We start from the raw sequence: 17944 nt of genomic DNA, 5'->3' as shown, positions 1-17944 counted from the left end.
TGCGCAAAAACATTGCGCGATAAGGATTTTACTTTGCATCAGAAATCAGAAAGCCAGTTTTTGATTTTCCTTATGTTTAACAGTAAAAACAGTAACCATGAAATTTAATTTTTTAAGAAAAGAAAAGGAATCCGTAATGAACCATGAAGGGGCAAAAGCTTATTCCATAACCCCTGCCGAAGAATTATACAGTGCTGTTGTTACAACAGGACTATCAAATGCAGCTTACGAGAAAGGGAATGAAAGACTAACCAGAATTCAGTCACTGATCAGGAAAAATGATCCTGAATTTGTAGCAAAACTGGCTGTATATGCAAGAAAAAATATGCACCTGCGCTCAGTTCCTATGGTTTTGACAGCAGAACTGGCCAAGGAAGCTTCCGGGACAGACCTTGTAAGCAGAACCGTAGATGGAGTCATTCAGAGAGCCGATGAAATCACCGAATTACTGGCCTATTATCAGATAGCGAATGAAAGAGCAGGCCTTAAAAAACTGAATAAACTTTCAAAGCAGATTCAGAAAGGTCTTGCAAAATCCTTCAATAGATTTGATGAGTACCAGTTTGCTAAATACAACCGAAAAACAGACGTAACTTTAAAAGATGCTTTATTTCTGGTTCATCCAAAAGCAAAAGATCAAGATCAGCAGGCAGTTTTTAATAAAATTGCAAATGGTACATTGACAGTTCCTTATACCTGGGAAGTTGAACTTTCCGTATTAGGACAGACCAAATTTGCGGATGAAGCGGAAAAGAAATCAGCATTCAGAAATAAATGGGAGGAGCTTATTTTCAGTAACAAATTAGGCTATATGGCTACTTTGAGGAACCTGAGAAATATTTTAGAGGCTGAAGTCTCAGCAGAGGCTATGGAAAAAATATGTCGTTACCTTTCCGATGAAAAAGCCGTAAAAAATTCAAAACAGCTTCCGTTCAGATTTCTGGCGGCTTATAGAGAATTAAAAAACACAAAATCAAAATATTCGTCATCCGTTTTGGAAGCTTTGGAAAATGCAGTGAAAGTAAGTGCGGAAAACATCAAAGGTTTTGGCTTCGATACTTCTGTGGTCATTGCAGCTGATGTTTCCGGATCCATGCAGATTCCTGTTTCACCAAAAAGTAAAGTGCTGCTTTACGATATAGGATTATTAATGTCCATGATCCTGCAGTCGCAGTGTAAAAATGTTATTACGGGAATGTTCGGAGACATCTGGAAAAGAATTCCGGTACCTAAAAGCGGTATCCTGAGAAACGTAGACGAATTTTACAAGCGTGCAGGAGAGGTTGGTTATTCCACCAACGGTTATCTGGTGATTAAAGACCTGATCAGTACAAGAGAAATAGCAGATAAAGTGATGTTGTTTACGGATACTCAGCTTTGGAACAGTAACGGAACCCAAGATTCTTTTGAAAGTTTATGGAACCGGTATAAAGAAATTGCTCCCAATGCCAGACTGTATATTTTCGATCTGGGAGGTTACGGTATACAGCCGCTTGATGTCAGAAAAAATGATGTATATCTGATTGCAGGCTGGTCTGATAAAGTTTTCGATGTGCTTAATGCTTTGGAAGACCATAAATCTGTAATTCAGATGATTAAAAAAGTGGTGCTGTAAAAGGCACTGCTTTTTAAAAATATAATGATTATTCTTACAATAACCAGATTGGTTCATCACCCGATTCCTTGACAAAATACTGATTGCTATGTCCGAAAACGAAAACAGAACCCCTTTTATAAAGGAAGATTTAACACGTCTTTGTCTGTGTCCATGCTGTGGAGTTCCTGATTGCGGTGAAGAATATATGCTTCTGACGGAATCAGAAGGCAGATGGGAAGCTGCACTCTTCGGAGGGGGAACTTTCAGAGGATATTTAAATTATTGGTTTTATGAAGGGATCACCCCGGAAGAATACAACAAGCTGCCTGAATTTGTGAGACAAAATAATGAATGTATCGGCTGGCAGGATATCAGTGCTCAATGTACTGAGCTTAATGCAGATGATTTTCTACAGACCTTGGAATCTATTAAAAACTGCGACCGGAAAGAATATTTGTATGAAGACTTTGAAAACTTCTATTATCCCGTTTTTAAAAAATTTGTGTCAGAGATCATCACAAAAGGGCAAAAACTATATATAAGTATTTAAAAAAACTAAACTGCGTAAAAAGAATGCGCAGCAGCAATATAAATTTGCAGCATACAAAACTAATAACCATGAATCATTATAAACCATGTCTTAAAGAAGCTGTGTATTGAGGTAAATACCCAATACTCATGAAAAAAATTAAAGCTTTAAGACAAACGTTTGGAATCAATGAATATGGATTGATTGATTTCCCGGTGAAAATTTCCGGTGTACAGGTTTCCAGAATTTTATACGGTGATGAAATGGGATGCTCCCGGTGTTTTCCACACGGCTTTGAAGTGGTCAATGCAAAGCACAGTAAATTTCAGCGAAACTGGAAAAAATACAGGAAAGCACAATGGAAAATAAAAAAACAGGTGCCGTAAAACAGAATTGCTTCGTCGGGTAACAGTAATGCAGGTTCGAATCCTGCTCTGCATAGCAGATGGTGTAAAAAAGGGAACACTCTGTTGTGAACGTCTGTTTGTTCTGTAGCCCTGATAAAAAAACAAGTGTCGTTTCGGGATCATACTTCGGGAATATGAACATTGGGTCGCAGGTTCAATTCCTGCCCACTCCCTCGAAAAGGAGAGGTAGCTCAGACGGTAGAGCAGATGCACGGAAGATCCTGACCCTGCTACCTTGATTAAAAATAATAATGATATTGTTAAAAAACTGTATTGTAGAAAAAAATAAACATCAGATGTTGTTTCAGAATTGTACTTCGATTTAAACCATCAGACGCAGGTTCAATTCCTGTCATTCCTGTTGTAAACGGAATGTAGCTCAGAAGGCAGAGCAGGTGGCAAAGAAAGATTCAGATATTTTACTCTGATGCAAAAAAAGAGTGCTGTAGAAAAGGCTTACTTCGAATAAAAATTTAGACGTCAAAATTTAATAAAAGTGCAATAATCCTGAAGAACAGTAAGGTAAAAGGTGCACGTCTGTCTTTTCGCTTTTTGCCTCTTTTTTATAAAATAAAACAGATAAGTGTCGTAGAAAAAAGTTACTTCGTAACTATAACGGTCCTAAGGTAGCGTAATCCGGGCGACCGGATCAGCGAAGCTGGGTTGAAATCCGGCAGGGTAAAAGTTTTCTGTCAGAAAACGCAAGTCTCACGCAGATGTCGAATTACCGGCTCACTGCCATAATGGGTAAGAGCGGCGCTCTTCAATGAGCATACTTTTTTCGCCTTTTGCCTTATCTGTCCCAATAACAAGTGCCGTTGAATAGTGTTACTTCGCTCATTACGACGGGGACGCGGGTTCGAGTCCCGCCTCTTCCACAAAATACGATGGACAGGAAGAGTAGCTCAGCTGGTTAGAGCACGCATTACACATTCAGTTGTCGCCTTGTTTTAAAATAGAGTGTCGTCAGGAAAAAGTTCCATCGCATCATCCCTTTGGGGGAATAGTGGAGCCGGGTATTCCGGCAGAGCTATCCGGTTCGATTCCGGTATGAAAACTGGCTTTTTACGGATGTAACCTTTAACAAAAAAATGCCGGTGAAATTATTCTCCGGCATTTAATACTTGTTTAAGCTCCTCCTCGAAAGTCTTTTTCCAGTTGGAGATCGTGGTTCTGCTTATTTTATATTTTCTGGACATGTAGCTGGTAGTAAAACCATGCTTCTGCTGATACTGTAAAAGTTTAAACATTGTTTTTTTATCATAGGTCTTCAGCCTTTGATTGCTTTTCTGGCTCTCCCGGGACTGTTCAAAGATCTTTTCATTGAAGTTCAGAACATCTTCTGTTGTATGAAGCTTGTCAAGAAGTTCTCTGATCTTGGGATCCTTTAATTTTTCAGGATGTTCCAGCTTAAGCATATCATGGTAAATTTTCTTATAATTGGGACGCATAATATTTCTGTTTATCCGTTAGTATTGTCATTGCTTTTCTGAAACCAGCGGTGAAGCGTACTTTTAGGAATAGAATATTCTTTGATGGCTTCACTGTGGGTCATTTCTCCTGAAGAAATTCTTCTCATAATAAAATCCTTGATCTCCTGGGTATAGATGTTTTTTCTGAAATAAGGGATTTTTTCAGACTTCTTATGGTTTTTATTAACCGCTGAAGGAGGCGCATACAGAATAAGGTGTGAACTGTAAAGCCTGAAAAAATCATACTCAAGCAGCTTGCTCCATCTCAGGAGAAGTTCAGTATCTATTGAGTTGCTGGAATATACATTTTCTATGAACTCTTCATCTTTATTGAGGAAATTGCAGATCCTTTCCATCGGTACTTCATTTTCATCAACCATCTCTTTAATAAACTTTCCGATATGAATTTCTTTGTATAACATGTATCAATATTTTATGATTAACGCATTAGGAAAAATAAATCATTATACCTGATACAGCAGTGATGGGCAGAGTTAGTTTGTTGAGAAAAGTTCAGACTGATGTACAATGATAATTCCTCCTGTTCTTTTTAATGTTCAGGTGGATGACTTAAAGATACAATCAGTTAAACGGTCTTCCGTTAGTTTTCAGGTTATTTTTATCTGTAAATCATTCACTTTAAATTTTACATAAAGCAAACTCTTCTCATATAATTTACTTAGCAGACCTCTGGTTCAAACTTCTTTTTCACAGTCCGGTATGAATCAAATATAACCTTTTAAAGATCTTTCATGCAATTCTATTCGTAATAATTCTAAATATAAAAATAGATTATGATTTTACTTTAAACTTTTGAGTTGCCGTTCAATAATCTATTTGTTAATCCTCAAATTTAATTAAAAATTATAAAAAACTTCTCAAAATGTAAATTTTAATGAAAATTAACATTTTAATTAATCTGAATAAGCAAAAAGAATTAAATCCAAAATAAAAAACCGAATGAGAATAATTGTATACAATCTGTTGAGTACCTACCTTTGTCCCTCAATGAAAAATACCATAAGCTTATTCGATTTTTCGAAAAAAATTAATTATAAAAATGAACTGCTGGCAGGCTTTACGGTTGCAATGACCATGATTCCTGAATCACTTTCATTTGCTATATTGGCAGGGCTGTCTCCCTTAACCGGTCTTTATGCAGCATTTATGATGGGGCTTGTTACTGCAGTTTTGGGAGGCCGCCCCGGAATGGTATCCGGGGGAGCCGGAGCCACCATTGTTGTACTGATTGCCCTGATAAAATCTCATGGTGTAGAATATCTTTTTGCCGCAGTTGCCCTGGCCGGAATCTTTCAGATGCTGGTCGGAATTTTTAAACTGGGAAAGTTTGTAAGACTGATTCCCCAGCCTGTTATGTACGGCTTCCTGAACGGGCTTGCAGTAATTATTTTTATGGCTCAGGTTGAACAGTTTAAGATTACAGACAGCAGTGGGGTAGTCAGCTGGTTTCACGGCATGCCTTTATACATTATGGGAGGGCTTACAGCGCTTACGATCGCCGTGGTTTATTTCTTTCCGAAAATAACAAAAGCAATTCCTGCTTCATTGGCCGCCATTATTGTATTGTTTGCTGTTGTTTTAGGGTTTGGAATTCAGACAAAAACAGTAGCCGATATTGCCCATATCAGTGGAACCCTTCCTGACTTTCATATCCCGAAGCTGCCTTTCACGTGGGAAACTTTACAGATTATTTTTCCCTATGCGCTGATAATGGCCGGTGTGGGCCTGATTGAATCTTTACTGACCCTGTCTATGGTAGACGAGATCACCAATTCAAAAGGAAATGCCAATAAAGAATCTGTTGCGCAGGGAATTGCTAATATCACCAACGGATTTTTTGGAGGAATGGGCGGATGTGCCATGGTAGCACAGACCTTAGTGAACCTGAATGCAGGATCAAGAGCCAGACTATCGGGAATCGTAGCTTCATTGATGATTTTACTGATTATCTTATTCGGAGCCCCTGTTATCGAGAAAATTCCGATGGCCGCTTTGGTAGGAGTGATGATGATGGTTTCCATAAGCACCTTTCAGTGGGTTTCCATCAGGATTGTTAATAAAATGCCGAAATCAGATATATTTGTAGGAATTACTGTGGCTTTAATCACTGTTGTTCTGCATAATCTGGCGTTGGCAGTGCTGGTTGGAGTTGTTATTTCTGCATTGGTTTTTGCTTGGGACAATGCCCAGAGAATCCGTGCAAAAAAATATATTACTGAAAACGGAGTTAAACACTATGAAATATATGGCCCCCTGTTCTTTGGCTCCGTAACTGCATTTACTGATAAATTTGATCCTGCCGGAGATCCGGATGAAGTAGTTATAGACTTTAAAGAAAGCCGTATTGTAGATATGAGTGCAATTGACGCCTTGGATAAACTGTCAAAACGGTACAGCCAGCAGAATAAGAAATTATACCTCCGTCATCTCAGTGAAGATTGCCGTAAAATACTGGGAAATGCAGAAGCCGTGATTGAAGTGAATATTCAGGACGATCCTACCTATAAGGTGATGCCGGAAAAATAAGAAAAAAATCAACCTTAAAAGATTAAACGTGTCATCAGCGGAATAATGCCGATATTCATTTAAAATAATTATACCCGAAAAAAAATATCCATATAACCGGAACAAGGACTGTAAAATCACTTTACAGCCCTTGTTGTTTAGGTTATTAATGTTTCAGCAATGAAATCCGGCACCAGAGCATAGTGGGATAATTTCATACTGATGGAAGCCCTTCCGCTGGATAATGTTCTCAGATCAGAAATATATCCGAACGTAGAAGCCAATGGAATTTCCGCTGTGAAGATTTTTCTTCCTGAACGTTCATCAATGGAAGTGATAATTCCTCTTCTGCGGCTGATATCCGCTGTTATAGCTCCCGTATATTCCTCAATACTCTGGATCTCCACCTGCATGATGGGTTCCATAAATTTAGGAGAACATGCCCGTGCTGCATTTCTGAAACCGTCTCTTGCGGCGATTTCAAAATCCAGGGCTGCCGAGTCATTCGGATGGAAAGATCCGTCCAGAAGCCTGATGCTCATGCTTTCCAGTGGATACCCTTTCAACGGTCCGCTTTCCATAGCTTCTCTGAATCCTTTCTCAACAGAAGGAATAAACTCACCGGGAATAGCACCACCTTTAATCAGGCTGGTGAAGTCTAAGCCGGCTTCATTATTTTCTCTGGGGCCGATTTCAAACGTAATATCCGCAAACTGCCCGCTTCCTCCGTTCTGTTTAGAAAACTTTTCCCTGAAGGTATGTCCTTTCGTTAAGATCTCACGGTAGGAAACTTTGGGTTTCCCCTGATTCACTTCAATTCCGTGATTCAGACGGATTTTTTCCAGCGTTACTTCGAGATGAAGTTCACCAAGGCCGCTTAACAGAGTTTCTCCCGTCTGGACGTCTCTTTCCACAACCAGGGAAGGATCTTCTTCCTGGATTTTAGCCAGAACTAAACCGAAAGATTTTTCATCACTGTTTGTTTTAGGCTCTATGGCAACCCTTATCACAGGAGCCGGAATCGTAATAGACTCCAGAAGAACAGGGCTCTCAGATGCAGACAGGGAATCCCCGGTTTTAGCATCTTTTATACCTGTTAAAGCAACAATATCGCCTGCTTTCCCTTCATCGGTCGATAATGTTTTATCCGACTGCATTCTCAGAATTCTGGAAATTCTGAAACTTTCCCCGGTTCTTACATTCATCACAGTATCGCCCGGTTGTATCGTTCCGGAATAGATACGGAGCATGGCAAGCCTTCCCATATGTTTATCAATCACTACCTTGAAAACGATTCCTGAGAAAGAGGCCGCTCTATTTCTTTCTATTTCAATAGCTTCTCCGGTTCCTGGATCTTTGCCCTGAACTGGTGGAAGCTTCTCCGGCGCGGGAAGATAATCAGCAATTGCGTCCAGAAGCGGCTGAACTCCCTTGTTTTTAAAAGCAGAACCGCATAAAACGGGAACTGCCAGTCTTGCTGTACAAACTCTCTGTATACAAGCTGTGATCATTTCCAGGGAAGCCTCCTGCTCAGATTCCATAAAAACTTCAAAGAGTGCTTCATCATGTTCTGCAAGGGTTTCCATCAGCTTAGCTCTGTATTCATCAGCTTCCTGGATATAGCTTTGCGGAATCTCTTTTTCCACAATAGTTTCCCCGGTTTCATCAATCCAGTAAAGCGCTTTCTTTTTCACAAGATCAATAACGCCTTCAAAATGGTCTTCAGCACCTATTGGAATCTGCAATGCTAACGGAATGGTATTGAGCTTCGTTGCAATTTCTTTTAAAACACTAAAGAAATCCGCTCCGGTTCTATCCATTTTATTAATGAAACAGATCTTTGGAATACCGTGCTTCTCTGCCTGGAACCATACGTTTTCGGTTTGCGGCTGTACTCCGGAAGAAGCGCAGAAAACAGCGACTACACTGTCCAGAACCCTTAAAGAGCGTTCCACTTCTACCGCAAAATCAATGTGGCCCGGCGTATCAATGATATTAATATTGAATACATTTCCTCCTTTTTTCCATTGGGTAGAGACAGCAGCCGATGAAATGGTAATTCCCCGGTTTTTCTCCTGGATGTCTTTATCCATAGTAGTATTGCCGTCATCTACATTGCCGATCTTATGAATAAGTCCTGTGTAATAAAGAAGCCTTTCTGATAAAGTGGTTTTTCCTGCGTCTACGTGTGCTATGATTCCTATATTTCGTGTATTGTATTTCATGTTGTTGAATGATATGGTTGATTTTATGTTATTGAATATCAGTTTCTGGGAGTACGGTGAAGTAAGTTTCTTCTGAAAAATGCATAGCAGTTCCCGGACCGGGAAATTTCCGGCCTGAAGGATTTCTGTCAGTTTATAATTCTTATACGATGTATATAGGAGATCAAACTGATGAATGATGATATGGTATATTTCAGAGCAAAACGTAACCGGACACCAGAATTTCTGATGGGTTAAAGTCTGAAAATTGGGCAGCAAAAAAGACCTGTCTGAACAGAGAGGTCTTTTAACATATTTTTAGTAAAAAAGATCTACAGAACTATTCAGATAAATATTCAGTGCTGCCAAAGTACACAGCTCTGACAGGATTGCTTAAAGTTATAATATTTATCATTTTTGTTGACATTATTGATTGATAATCGGTTGCGAAATTATAATTTTTTTTCAATTGTCAAAAATTTTTTGAACATTTTTTTACGAAATCTGGTTAAAGATATTTTTAAGTCTATCCTTTATAACCGGTCTGATCCATAAAAAAATCTTAAAATATCTTAAAAGATATAATGAAAGTGATGCATTTATGATAAAAATTTTATCTTTGGGAAGAAATGAAAATTAAACACTTGTTGATGATTGAAAATTTTTAAATCTTTTTCAAGAAGCTAAATAAAACTTTTAACTTAAAACGATTGAAAACAGATATCGACATTCATAACCACTGTCATTTTTCCTTTGACCTGTGGCTCACCTTAATCAAATCTCATCCTGAATTTAAAACAAAAAGAGTTGAGCTGTTCTCCTCGTATTTCAATATTGATAAATCAATTGATGAAGTTGCGAAAGCTGTAAAATATTACGATGATCTTTGCAATACCATCAATGAAGTAACCGGAGGGAATATAGATACTTTTGAAATCTATTTATTGATCTTGAATTCAATGAATGTTGATGTAAAACAGTTGGATAGAAAAAGCCTGGAAGAATTTTATCTGAAAAGTGAAGCGCTTTTTCTGGAATACAGGCCTGTTGTTATTTTTGAAAATATTCATCGTTTTTTTGATGAAATTAAAAATAAAGGAAAAACAATCAACATCTTAAGCAATACAGGTTTCATTAAAGGAACAACGATGAGGAAATTCCTCAAAGGTGAAAATCTGGATCAATACATAGATTTTCATATTTATTCTGATGAGATCAACTGCTCCAAACCCAATCCGCTTATTTTTCAGGAAGTGAAGAATAACATTGCAGATCAGGAGCTGCCACTTCACCGAATTCTACATATCGGAGATAATCCGGTTGCCGATTACAAGGGAGCAAAAGATTTCGGTTTCAGTGCACACTTACTTAAACACTAAATCAATATGGACAACAGATACAGTTTACATCACATTCATTCGGCGGATGAATTTACTTTTTCGCCCGCAGAATACAGCTATTTCAAATACGGCGATAAGTCGTATGCTGAAAAATTTGCGAAAGAGTTATTTGATGGCTTTATTGCCGGATATGAATATCTTTTAGATACAGACAAAGAGATCGTAGTGCTTCCAAGCCCATATATGGCGATTCCTACAGCCTCTAATTTTTTATGCTTTTATTTTAAAAAGCATTTGGATCATTTTCTTTTTCAGAAAGGAAAAAGGTCAAGTATCCTTTCTAAGATCAACAGAAATCATACATACATCACAGATTATGGGAATCTGAACTTTGAAGACCGTAAAAATCTTATCGCAAACGATACTTATTACATTGATAAAGATTTTTTAAGAGGAAAACTTTGTATTTTTATAGACGATATAAAAATTACAGGAAGCCACGAATACACGGTTCACAAAATTCTGAACCAGTATAATGTGGAAGCAGACTTTATGTTTCTGTATTATGCAGAGCTGATGAATTCTGATATTGATCCGAAAATAGAAAACTTCTTCAATTATTATGCAGTAAAAAACGTAAAACATATTGCAGAAGTCATGCTGAAACCAAGTTTTCAGTTTAATACCAGAATTGTAAAATATATTTTAGGGCTGGATTCAAGTAATTTTGACTATCTTACGTCTAAAGTAAAGAAGGAGCAGATGGATCTTCTTCTGGAGCTGGCGATCAGCAATAATTATCATTTAATAAAAGAATACGAAAATAACATCAATTTTTTAACACAAACGGAATTACACTATGGCTATTAACTTACAAAAAGGACAAAGAGAAAACATTAACGCACCTAAATTCACTGTAGGTTTAGGATGGGATATCAATAATACTTCTACAGGAACCGCATTTGACCTTGACGCTTCTTTATTCCTGCTTGGAGAAGATAAAAAACTGGTTTCAGATAACCATTTTATCTTCTATAACAACCTTGAATCCCCGGATAAAGCTGTAATCCACACCGGAGATAACCTTACCGGTGAGGGATCGGGAGATGATGAGCAGATCAAAATAGATCTTACAAAAATAGATTCCGCTATCAAAGAGATTACAGTTGTAGTAACCATCCACGAAGCTGATTCCAGAAAACAGAACTTTGGACAGGTAAGAAATTCTTTCATCAGAATTTTCAATACAGATACGAATGAAGAAATCTTAAAATATGAACTGGACGAAGATTTCTCAATCGAAACGGCAGTAGAATTCGGAAGAATCTACAACAGAAACGGAGAATGGAAATTTGAGGCCGTAGGCGCAGGACAGCGTGATGGCCTTGACAAGTTTGTATCAATTTATCAGAAGTAATTATGGATAATCAGGGAAATCAGCCAACGGATCCATACGGATCTATTGAGCCTCTTAAAACATTTGAGCCTGCTCCAATGACGCCTCCGGCGCAGCCTGCTCAAAATACAGCACCACCGGTTCTTGTGGATAGGGAAGGAAATGTAAACCTGACGCAGATGCAGTCAGAAGACCGTCAGAAGTATGAAGTACTGGCCAATTCAATTGATGAAACCAATCCGGGATCTATCGTAAATTACGGTGCCGAGCTTCAGAAAACGCTTTCCAATCAGAGTGACAGCTTCTTAGGAAATGTAAGAAGATCCAACTCAGGAGAAGTAGGGGTACTTATCAATGACCTGCTTGTTGAGCTTAATTATGTAGACGTAGATGAACTGAACAGTAATAAAGTAAAAAGCTTCCTGAGCAAATTGCCGTTCATGAAGAAGGTCATAACCCAGGTTGAAAATCTGTTTACCAAATACGACAAGATCATCAATAATATCGAGCAGATCTCCTATAAAGTAAATGCAGGAATCATTACTTCTACAAAAGATAATGCTGTTCTTCAGACGATCTTTGAAAGCAATGTGAACTCTATCAAGCAGATTGAAGACCTTGTAATTGCAGGAAGTCTGAGAATGGAAAGAGCTGCTGCTGAACTGGCTCAGATGGAAGCTGCTCCGCAGAACTATCAGGATTATCAGATTGCGGATAAACGAGATTTCATTGCAAGGTTAGACCGCAGAATGGCAGATCTTAAAGTGGTTCGTGTGATCATGATGCAGTCCCTTCCGCAGATCAGGCTGGTACAGAATAACAACGTTTCTATTGCAGAAAAAGCACAAACCATCCTTACGACAACACTTCCGGTATGGAAAAACCAGTTGTCACTGGCTGTAGCGATGTACAGACAGCAGCAGAATATTGAAATTCAGCAGAAAGTGTCTTCCACAACAGAAGAGATCCTAAGAAAGAATGCAGAACGCCTTGGACAGAATTCAGTGAATGTTGCCAGAGCGAACGAGCAGACTATTGTCTCTGTGGAAACATTAAGAGAAACAACTTCAATGCTTATCAATACGCTGAATGAAGTAAAACAAATCCAGAAGCAGGGTGCGGAAAGCAGAAGAAAACTGGATCAGGATCTTCAGACATTAGAACACGAATTAAAAGCCAACGTAAGAGGTTAAATAACAGGATACCAAGGTGGGGGATGATGCAGCAACCATAATGTCTCAGAGCAGAAGAAGGTTAACTAAGCTTAAGCTTCTTGCTAATTTTTTTGAACATATTGACATTATATCGATTTACATTAAAACCGATATTATCCATAATCTGTTCCAGGAAAATAAGGCACTGGACTTTAATAAGCTGGAACTTTTCCACCTTCAGTATACCGACAGCCTGATTGAGCTTCTCAACAAGATCAAAAGGCAGAAGGAAAACGAAATGCTGGCTGTCATTAACGAAATTGATGTCAACAGCAAATATATTACAGGATTTGAGGAAAAAAGAGCTGATAGCTTTGAGACAGACAGGAAAATGTACAGCGGTATATTTTCCCGGCATCTGAAGACAGTGTATAAAGACCTCACAGAAGATACCTTTACGGCTAACTGGGATGATGTGACGTATTTTCATAAAAAATATGCACAGGAATTTTACCGCACACAGGCAGATGAAACATTGCTGAAGCCGGGCACTTTTCCTGCTTATCAATACAGGGATTTTGCCATCGAAAGAAAACTTTTGGGAAGACTGAATATACAGGGATTTAAAGTCCGTTTTGTCTGCGGTTATCTTATCGGGATTCATGAGTATGAGCTTTTTAAGATTTTTCAATCCGATGATTATTTTATTTTCAGTATAGATGATAAAAAACTCTATCTTTTTGAGCATGAATTAGATAAGTTGGATATATCCGAAAATGAATCCAATCAGAGTTCCATCATCAACCAGCTGAAAAATAAAAATGAGCAGCTGGAAGGTTCTATGAATGAAAGAAAGCGGACCCTCACTCCGGAAGTGGAAAACGTATTGAAAGACTATCTCCGGAACCTGGAAAACATAGACATTATGAGCAAAGTATTCGATTTTGACGAAGAAACGAATATCCTGCGCGCAATGCTTAATCTGAATTTGAATAATAATTAAAACGAAATTTGAGAAGCAGATCAATCATTTGCTTTTCGTAAAAATAACAACAATTACAAACTTTAAAACATGGCGATTAACTTACAAAAAGGTCAGAGAATCAACCTGAAAAAAGAGAACGGTGCAACGCTTAACCAGGCGTGTGTGGGGATCAACTGGGGTGCGATTGAAAAAAAAGGACTATTTGGAACTAAAAAAGAAGCAGTAGACTTAGACGGAAGCTGCATTTTATATGACTCAAACAAAAACGTTACAGAGGTAATTTACTTTGGAAACCTTAAATCAAGAAACGGTTCCGTAAGACACAGCGGAGACGACCTTACAGGGGACGTAAACGGTGATGACGGGCTGGATAATGAAGTAATCACGGTAGATTTCAGCCAGCTGGAACCTAACGTTGAGCATGTTGCCATGGTACTGAACAGCTACCAGGGGCAGGATTTTGCAACAATTCCCTTTGCTTCCATCCGTATTTACGAAGGAACTCCAACGAATGTGAAAGAAATTTTTGCTAAATATGACGTTGCTAACGATGCTTCTTTCAGTGGACATGTTGCCATGGTTATGGGAGTATTCTACAAGAGAAACGGAGAGTGGAAATTCAATGCTATCGGAGATCCCACTTCAGACCGAAAACTGGAGCAGACTATACAGACCGTACAGATGAATTATTTGTAAGGAATTATCAATCAGAAAAATAAATAAAACAGCAATACTTGTACCCTGTACAGCTATTGCTTTTGTCATATAATAACACATAACTCAAGTGGAACATCAAAGTATTATAGATCTGCACCCTGGCCTGGTGTGGGGATTCGCGATAACAGTCGTTATCATGCTGCTCCTGGACTTAGGAGTATTCAATAAAAAAAGTCACGAAGTATCATCCAAAGAAGCTACCATCTGGTCTGTCGTATGGATCTCGCTGTCCATGGTATTCTCAGGAGTCGTTTACTGGGTTTTCAATACAGACGGAACTCCCGAAAGCCATGCGCTGGCGATAGAGAAATTTACCCAGTATCAGGCTGCCTACTGGATTGAGAAAGCCCTCTCTGTAGATAACCTGTTCGTCTTTATTCTTGTTTTCGGTTTCTTTAAAGTTCCGAAATACCTTCACCACAAAGTTCTCTTCTGGGGAATCATCGGTGCATTGGTGTTCAGGGCGATATTTATCTTTGCCGGAGTAGGACTGATCAATCTGACCTACCTTCCTGAAATGAATATCTTCGGAGAAGCCGTAAAAATCAACGTCGTAATGACCTTATTCGGATTATTTCTTGTATATGCAGGGATCAAATCATGGGGAGATGGTGATGACGGTGATGATGAAGATTACAGCAATACAGCAGGAGCAAAACTCATCAAAAGTTTCTGGAAAGTTTCCGATAATTACGATGGCGATAAATTCTTTACAGTACAGAACGGAATCAAAATGGCAACACCACTTTTAGTTGTGGTTGGGGTAATTGAATTTACAGACGTTCTTTTTGCAGTAGATTCAATTCCGGCGATCTTCGCGATCTCCAATGACCCGTTCATCCTGTATACATCAAATATTTTCGCTATCCTGGGACTTAGATCATTATATTTCTTATTAGCGAACTTTATCCATATGTTCAGCAAGCTTCCTTACGGACTGGCGATTATCCTGTCCTTTATCGGGGTAAAAATGCTTATTGCGCCGTGGATCCATATTCCGTCTCCGATTTCTTTAGGAATTGTAGGAGGGGTATTGGTCATCTCGGTTCTATTATCCATCATTTTCCCTGATAAGGAAGAAGAGGAGAAAGAGAAACTGGAAGAAAATGAAGAACAGATAAAATAATACAGACAAGCCCCCGGGATTTTTATTCCGGGGGATTTTTTTTGATTTGAATAATGGAGAATTGCTTTTTTACGCAGGTGTGACCATTTTTTTTGAACTCATAGAAATTTTAATATTGAATCAATAATATCCGGACATTTCCTGTAAAAGCTATCAGCTGCCGTGCTCCGTCTTCATTTTTTATCTTACAATAAAATACAGACCGGTTTGTCTATATTTTCTTTTTGTTGTAGATTTGCAGAACACAAAAACAAAATATTATGATGTCTCCAAGAGAAAGAATTGTAGAAGCAACATTCGGGTTGTTTGCCAGGCAGGGGTATAACTCTACAGGAATCAACCAGATCATTTCAGATGCCGGCGTGGCAAAAGCCAGCTTTTACCAGTATTTCAAGTCCAAAGAAGACCTTTGCGTAGAATTTCTTAAAGTAAGACATGTTTACTGGTTTAATGAGCTTGAACAATTTTCAGCAAAAAGTAAAGATCTGAAATCCAGAATCCTCACAGCCTTTGATTTCCTGATGTATATGAATGAAAAAGAGAATTTCAGGGGATGCAGCTTCCTGAATATTCTGTCGGAAATTCCTACAGATAATGTAAAAATAATGAAGGAGATCATGGACCATAAAGCAGCACTCAGAAAATATTTTCTGGAATTACTGAAAGACGAAGCCCTCTCTGATCACATTTATATGCTTTTTGAAAGCAGTATTATCGAAAGCCAGGTTTTCAGGACCAATGAATTAATAGAGCGTTCAAAAAAAATAATCACCAATCTAATACCTTAACAATGGAACAGAAACATCCGCTTCCGCCTTTCACCTTTGAAACGGCAATGCAAAAAATACAGATGGCAGAAGACGCATGGAACAGCCAGAATCCTGAAAAAGTATCTGAAGCTTATACGCGGGATAGTGAATGGAGAAACCGGGATACTTTTATCAACGGAAGAGAAGAGATTGTAAAGTTTCTTCAAAGCAAATGGAAAAAAGAACTGGATTATAAGCTTAAAAAAGAATACTGGGCCCATACAGACAGCCGTATCGCGGTCCGTTTTGAATACGAATACCGTACAAAAGACGGAAACTGGTTCAGAGCCTACGGAAATGAAAACTGGGAATTTGATGAGAACGGATTAATGAAGAAAAGATTCGCAAGCATCAACGATTTACCTATTAAAGAAGAAGACCGGAAATTTAAATAATCACAGAGACTGTTATCATGGCAGTCTTTTTTTCTTTCAATTAATTATTCAAAAGAAATCATAGATTTCTAAAAACTCATGTGTCCTTTTATGCGTCGTGTTGTAAACTTATCTCTACTAAGCGTAAAGCCTTTTGTGTCTTTTGTGGTTTAAAAATATTTCATAGGCCGGGATGCCCGAATTTTTTCCTTGAAATTTCCCACATATTCCACAAATGTTGATGAATATTTTTATCTCCAGAATACACAGGTTGGGCATATTCTTTCTTCTGTGACAGGTGGAAATTATTTCCCATGCAAAAGCTTATTGATCTTCCTTCTCGTCTGTATTGAAGTTTTATAAGCCTCATCCCTCAGTTTCTGAATTTTCCCCACCGGCTGAAAAGCAGCCATACTTTCAAACGGGTTAAATGAAAGCAACTCATTGGTACAGTCCCGCGGATCAAGAAGAGAATTTTTCTTTATCAGCACCTCACCGATTTTAATAAAAGGAGAATTCTTCCATTCTGTGTTAAGCCTGTTAATTGGTTGGTTTTCCAGATCATAACAAAGCTGAATCAAAACTTCAGCTGTAAAATCATGATCTTTCAAATAGGTTTTTACGGCTTCTTTGGTGGTAAGCTGAGTTCCAAAATGAGGATCAGCAGACTGTGGGATTAACTTTATTTTAATGATATGATCACCAAGACGGTAAGCCCCTACAGAATGATAATCAAAAGACAGGATAAAATCATTTCTTTTACGGATCAGCTTCAGAATATTTCTGGCAAAAGATAAAGTTAATAAGGATGGAATTATTTTAATGCTTTGGGCAAGGATAGTGAAGATACTGTTCCATTTTTTCATATACAGCCTGTTCACAGCGGTAAAAAGCTTCAGAAATGTTGAAACTGAATTAACAGGGAATAAAGGAAAATTCACCAGTGGAAAATTAGCGATAGTTCCTCCGTTTTCATTCTTTATTTTCACTGCAAATCCATAGGCCGGAATATCTTTCCCGGAATTCTTAATCTTGAGCCGGGCATTGGAAAGCCGGATGATTAGGTCGAATCTGTCTTTGTCAAAGAAATGGCGAAATTCTTCGGGAATATTTTCATCAGCATAGAAAAAGCCTTCCGTAACTGCATAAGTTTTGGCATGGGCATTCCGGGTAGCGTAGTTGACATCGCTGATGGAGGAGGAGTGTTCAACAAAATCAGCAATACTTTTTTTATTGATTTCCAAAAGCTTTTTTTCCTCTTCATTCAGCTCATCGAATTTCTTATTATATTTTAGTGAATGTGGCATT

Annotated in this window: 17 protein-coding genes; 13 read left to right on the top strand and 4 right to left on the bottom strand. The window is 38.3% G+C overall.

What is annotated here, in order from left to right; translation table 11 throughout:
• Window positions 1-97: 97 nt before the first annotated feature.
• The 3 genes from AOB46_RS16490 (at window position 98) to AOB46_RS16480 (ending at window position 2512) form a co-directional block, all read left to right on the top strand.
• The gene (locus tag AOB46_RS16490; protein WP_062701388.1) at window positions 98-1615 is read left to right on the top strand and encodes a TROVE domain-containing protein; all 1518 of its coding nucleotides are present in this window, start codon (window positions 98-100) and stop codon (window positions 1613-1615) included.
• An 88-nt stretch (window positions 1616-1703) separates the two neighbouring features.
• Window positions 1704-2147 (top strand): hypothetical protein, encoded by a 444-nt coding sequence (locus tag AOB46_RS16485; protein WP_062701386.1) that lies wholly within the window; start codon window positions 1704-1706, stop codon window positions 2145-2147.
• A 128-nt stretch (window positions 2148-2275) separates the two neighbouring features.
• A complete protein-coding gene (locus AOB46_RS16480) occupies window positions 2276-2512 on the top strand; it encodes a hypothetical protein (protein WP_062701384.1) in 237 nt (78 codons plus the stop codon).
• Window positions 2513-3636: 1124 nt separating this feature from the next.
• Here the strand turns inward: AOB46_RS16480 and AOB46_RS16475 are convergent.
• The gene (locus tag AOB46_RS16475; RefSeq protein WP_062701382.1) at window positions 3637-3984 is read right to left on the bottom strand and encodes a hypothetical protein; all 348 of its coding nucleotides are present in this window, start codon (window positions 3982-3984) and stop codon (window positions 3637-3639) included.
• An 11-nt stretch (window positions 3985-3995) separates the two neighbouring features.
• Window positions 3996-4427, bottom strand: a complete 432-nt coding sequence (locus tag AOB46_RS16470) for a helix-turn-helix domain-containing protein (RefSeq protein WP_062701380.1) — start codon at window positions 4425-4427, stop codon at window positions 3996-3998.
• Window positions 4428-5013: 586 nt separating this feature from the next.
• Between AOB46_RS16470 and AOB46_RS16465 the strand changes: the two genes are divergently transcribed.
• Complete coding sequence (locus AOB46_RS16465; RefSeq protein WP_062701378.1) at window positions 5014-6552, top strand: SulP family inorganic anion transporter; 1539 nt, start codon at window positions 5014-5016, stop codon at window positions 6550-6552.
• A 137-nt stretch (window positions 6553-6689) separates the two neighbouring features.
• Here the strand turns inward: AOB46_RS16465 and fusA are convergent, their stop codons facing one another.
• The gene (fusA, locus tag AOB46_RS16460) at window positions 6690-9014 is read right to left on the bottom strand and encodes an elongation factor G (protein ID WP_241489232.1); all 2325 of its coding nucleotides are present in this window, start codon (window positions 9012-9014) and stop codon (window positions 6690-6692) included.
• 431 nt (window positions 9015-9445) lie between these two features.
• Here fusA and AOB46_RS16455 point away from each other — a divergent pair, with 431 nt between their 5' ends.
• The 9 genes from AOB46_RS16455 to AOB46_RS16415 all read left to right on the top strand — a co-directional run bounded on the left by AOB46_RS16455 (window position 9446) and on the right by AOB46_RS16415 (window position 16657).
• Complete coding sequence (locus AOB46_RS16455; protein WP_062701376.1) at window positions 9446-10114, top strand: HAD family hydrolase; 669 nt, start codon at window positions 9446-9448, stop codon at window positions 10112-10114.
• Window positions 10115-10120: 6 nt separating this feature from the next.
• A complete protein-coding gene (locus AOB46_RS16450) occupies window positions 10121-10945 on the top strand; it encodes a phosphoribosyltransferase family protein (RefSeq protein WP_062701374.1) in 825 nt (274 codons plus the stop codon).
• Window positions 10935-11492 (top strand): TerD family protein, encoded by a 558-nt coding sequence (locus tag AOB46_RS16445; protein WP_062701372.1) that lies wholly within the window; start codon window positions 10935-10937, stop codon window positions 11490-11492. The genes AOB46_RS16450 and AOB46_RS16445 overlap by 11 nt, the downstream gene beginning before the upstream one ends.
• 2 nt (window positions 11493-11494) lie before the next feature.
• Complete coding sequence (locus tag AOB46_RS16440) at window positions 11495-12664, top strand: toxic anion resistance protein (RefSeq protein WP_185113883.1); 1170 nt, start codon at window positions 11495-11497, stop codon at window positions 12662-12664.
• A gap of 16 nt (window positions 12665-12680) precedes the next feature.
• Entirely contained in the window at window positions 12681-13628 is a 948-nt protein-coding gene (locus AOB46_RS16435) for a hypothetical protein (RefSeq protein ID WP_062701370.1), read from the top strand.
• 69 nt (window positions 13629-13697) lie between these two features.
• Window positions 13698-14306 carry a TerD family protein gene (locus AOB46_RS16430; protein WP_062701368.1) on the top strand — a complete coding sequence of 203 codons (609 nt, stop codon included), beginning with the start codon at window positions 13698-13700 and terminating at the stop codon, window positions 14304-14306.
• Between the two features lie 88 nt (window positions 14307-14394).
• A complete protein-coding gene (locus AOB46_RS16425) occupies window positions 14395-15453 on the top strand; it encodes a TerC/Alx family metal homeostasis membrane protein (protein WP_062701366.1) in 1059 nt (352 codons plus the stop codon).
• A gap of 263 nt (window positions 15454-15716) precedes the next feature.
• Window positions 15717-16241, top strand: coding sequence for a TetR/AcrR family transcriptional regulator (locus AOB46_RS16420; RefSeq protein WP_206542263.1), 525 nt, complete (start codon window positions 15717-15719; stop codon window positions 16239-16241).
• Between the two features lie 2 nt (window positions 16242-16243).
• On the top strand, window positions 16244-16657 hold the full coding sequence (locus tag AOB46_RS16415) for a DUF1348 family protein (protein ID WP_062701362.1): 414 nt from the start codon (window positions 16244-16246) through the stop codon (window positions 16655-16657).
• 284 nt (window positions 16658-16941) lie between these two features.
• Here AOB46_RS16415 and AOB46_RS16410 read toward each other — a convergent pair whose 3' ends face one another.
• Window positions 16942-17943, bottom strand: coding sequence for a catalase (locus AOB46_RS16410; protein ID WP_062701360.1), 1002 nt, complete (start codon window positions 17941-17943; stop codon window positions 16942-16944).
• Window position 17944 lies beyond the last annotated feature (1 nt).

Source organism: Chryseobacterium indologenes, from assembly GCF_001295265.1.
Taxonomy (GTDB): Bacteria; Bacteroidota; Bacteroidia; order Flavobacteriales; family Weeksellaceae; genus Chryseobacterium; species Chryseobacterium indologenes_A.
This window is presented reverse-complemented; position numbering and strand designations above follow the sequence as displayed.

What these genes read in the sequence shown, in the direction of transcription:
- AOB46_RS16480 (WP_062701384.1), top strand. Translation starts at nt 2,276, where the DNA reads ATGAAAAAAATTAAAGCTTTAAGACAAACGTTTGGAATCAATGAATAT.
- AOB46_RS16415 (WP_062701362.1), top strand. Translation starts at nt 16,244, where the DNA reads ATGGAACAGAAACATCCGCTTCCGCCTTTCACCTTTGAAACGGCAATG.
- AOB46_RS16490 (WP_062701388.1), top strand. Translation starts at nt 98, where the DNA reads ATGAAATTTAATTTTTTAAGAAAAGAAAAGGAATCCGTAATGAACCAT.
- AOB46_RS16450 (WP_062701374.1), top strand. Translation starts at nt 10,121, where the DNA reads ATGGACAACAGATACAGTTTACATCACATTCATTCGGCGGATGAATTT.
- AOB46_RS16410 (WP_062701360.1), bottom strand. Translation starts at nt 17,943, where the DNA reads ATGCCACATTCACTAAAATATAATAAGAAATTCGATGAGCTGAATGAA.
- AOB46_RS16465 (WP_062701378.1), top strand. Translation starts at nt 5,014, where the DNA reads ATGAAAAATACCATAAGCTTATTCGATTTTTCGAAAAAAATTAATTAT.
- AOB46_RS16475 (WP_062701382.1), bottom strand. Translation starts at nt 3,984, where the DNA reads ATGCGTCCCAATTATAAGAAAATTTACCATGATATGCTTAAGCTGGAA.
- AOB46_RS16440 (WP_185113883.1), top strand. Translation starts at nt 11,495, where the DNA reads ATGGATAATCAGGGAAATCAGCCAACGGATCCATACGGATCTATTGAG.
- AOB46_RS16420 (WP_206542263.1), top strand. Translation starts at nt 15,717, where the DNA reads ATGTCTCCAAGAGAAAGAATTGTAGAAGCAACATTCGGGTTGTTTGCC.
- AOB46_RS16485 (WP_062701386.1), top strand. Translation starts at nt 1,704, where the DNA reads ATGTCCGAAAACGAAAACAGAACCCCTTTTATAAAGGAAGATTTAACA.
- AOB46_RS16430 (WP_062701368.1), top strand. Translation starts at nt 13,698, where the DNA reads ATGGCGATTAACTTACAAAAAGGTCAGAGAATCAACCTGAAAAAAGAG.
- AOB46_RS16470 (WP_062701380.1), bottom strand. Translation starts at nt 4,427, where the DNA reads ATGTTATACAAAGAAATTCATATCGGAAAGTTTATTAAAGAGATGGTT.
- AOB46_RS16445 (WP_062701372.1), top strand. Translation starts at nt 10,935, where the DNA reads ATGGCTATTAACTTACAAAAAGGACAAAGAGAAAACATTAACGCACCT.